Raw genomic sequence first — 1,820 nt, 5'->3', positions numbered from 1 at the left:
GGACCAGCTGCGCGCCGGCGCGGACTTCGGCGAGGTGACCTACCACGTCGAGGACCACCCCGACTTCCCCGTGCGCGGGTTCATGCTCGACGTCAGCCGCGACCGCGTGCCCACCCGCCGCACCCTGGCCCGCTGGGTGCAGGTGCTCGCCCTGGCCCGCGTGAACACCTTCGAGCTCTACACCGAGCACACCTTCGCCTTCCCCGGCCACGAGGAGGTCTGGCAGGACGCCTCCCCGCTCACCGCCGACGACGTGCGCTGGCTCGACGCGCTGTGCGCCGCGCACGGCATCGACCTGGTGTGCAACCAGAACACCTTCGGGCACATGGAGCGCTGGCTGGCGCACGAGGCGTACGCCGATCGCGCCGAGAACGAGGACGGCTTCACCGCCTGGGGCCGGCACCGCCCGCCCGGCACCGTCGAGCCCACCGCGGAGAACGCCGCGTTCGTCGGCTCGCTGCTGGAGGAGGTCGTCCCCCTCTTCCGCACCCGCCGCGTCAACGTCGGCGCCGACGAGCCGTTCGAGCTGGGCACCGGCAAGAGCGCCGAGCGCGCCGAGCGCGAGGGACTGGGCACCGTCTACTTCGACTACGTCACCGAGGTCGTGCGCCCCTGGCTGGAGCGCGGCTACACCGTGGAGTTCTGGGCCGACGTCTTCGGCGACCACCCCGAGCTCATGGGCCGCGTGCCCGCCGGCGCCGTGCCCGTCGTGTGGCAGTACGACTCCCCGTCGCTGACCGCCGCCGTCATCGACTCCGCCTCCCCCGAGCAGCTGCAGCAGTGGCGCGCCGCCGGCGTGGACGTCGCCGCCCTGCGCAACGGCTTCCGCGACCGCGCCAAGCTGCTGCTGGAGGCCGGCGTGCCGTTCTGGGTGGCGCCCGGGGCGAGCAACTGGAACTCCCTGCTGGGCCGCTTCGACAACGCCGTGGAGAACATGGTCGACGCCGCCCAGGTCGGCCTGGAGAACTCCGCGCAGGGCTACCTGAACACCTCCTGGGGCGACAACGGCCACTGGGACCCGCCGTCGGTGGCGTTCGGGCCGGCCCTGTTCGGCGGCGCCGTCAGCTGGTGCCTGGAGGCCAACCACGACCTCGACGTGGCCGCCGTCCTGGACGAGCACGTCCTGCTGGACCCCACCGGCACCACCGGCCGCGTCCTCGTGCGCGCCGGGAGGGTGTGCGCCGACCTCGGCGTGCCGCTGCTCAACGCCTCCCCGCTGCACCGCGCGCTGCTGGAGGCCGGGGACCTGCCCGGCTGGGCGGTGCCCGCCCCCGAGCGGCTGCGCGCCGCCGTGGACGTGCTGCGCCGCTGCCGCGAGGAGCTGCGCGCCGCCGAGCCCGCCTGCGCGGACGGCGACGTCGTGGTGCGCGAGCTGACCCAGGCGCTGCGCCTGGCCGAGCTGGCCGCCCGGTACCTGCTGCCGCGCGCCGAGGGCGCCGGGCGGCCCGACCCGGCCACCGCCCGCGCCCTGCTCGCCGAGCTCGACGACCTCGTGCAGGAGCAGCGCGCCTGCTGGCTGCTGCGCGCCCGCCCCGGCGGCCTGGACGACAGCACCGCCCGCTTCGCCGTCCTGCGCCGCGCCCTGGTGCGGGCCCTCGCGGGCTGAGCGGTGACGGCCCTGCTGACCGGCCCCGGCCGGGCCGGCGCGGACGGCCGCTCCGGCGTGCGGGTCGGCCTCGACATCGGCGGCACCAAGATCGAGGGCGTGGCCCTCGACGCCGCCGGCACCGTGCTGGCCCGCCGCCGCGCCCCGTCCCCCGAGGGGGTGCGCGCCGTCGTCGAGGCCGCCGCCGCCGTCGTCGACGCGCTGAGCGCCGACC

Annotated in this window: 1 protein-coding gene and 1 pseudogene; both read left to right on the top strand. The window is 76.4% G+C overall.

The genetic code is table 11. The annotated features are described in order from the left end of the window. Positions 1 to 1,606, top strand: a 1,606-nt coding sequence (locus tag GTR00_RS20085; protein WP_166613306.1) for a family 20 glycosylhydrolase, incomplete at its 5' end; no start/stop codon positions are given. A 3-nt stretch (positions 1,607 to 1,609) separates the two neighbouring features. After that, a pseudogene (locus tag GTR00_RS20080) lies at positions 1,610 to 1,820 on the top strand (ROK family protein); the annotation flags it as partial.

This window comes from Kineococcus indalonis (assembly GCF_009906395.1).
GTDB lineage: Bacteria > Actinomycetota > Actinomycetes > Actinomycetales > Kineococcaceae > Kineococcus > Kineococcus indalonis.
The sequence above is the reverse complement of the archived record's forward strand: the minus strand, read 5'-3'. Positions and strand labels throughout refer to the sequence as shown.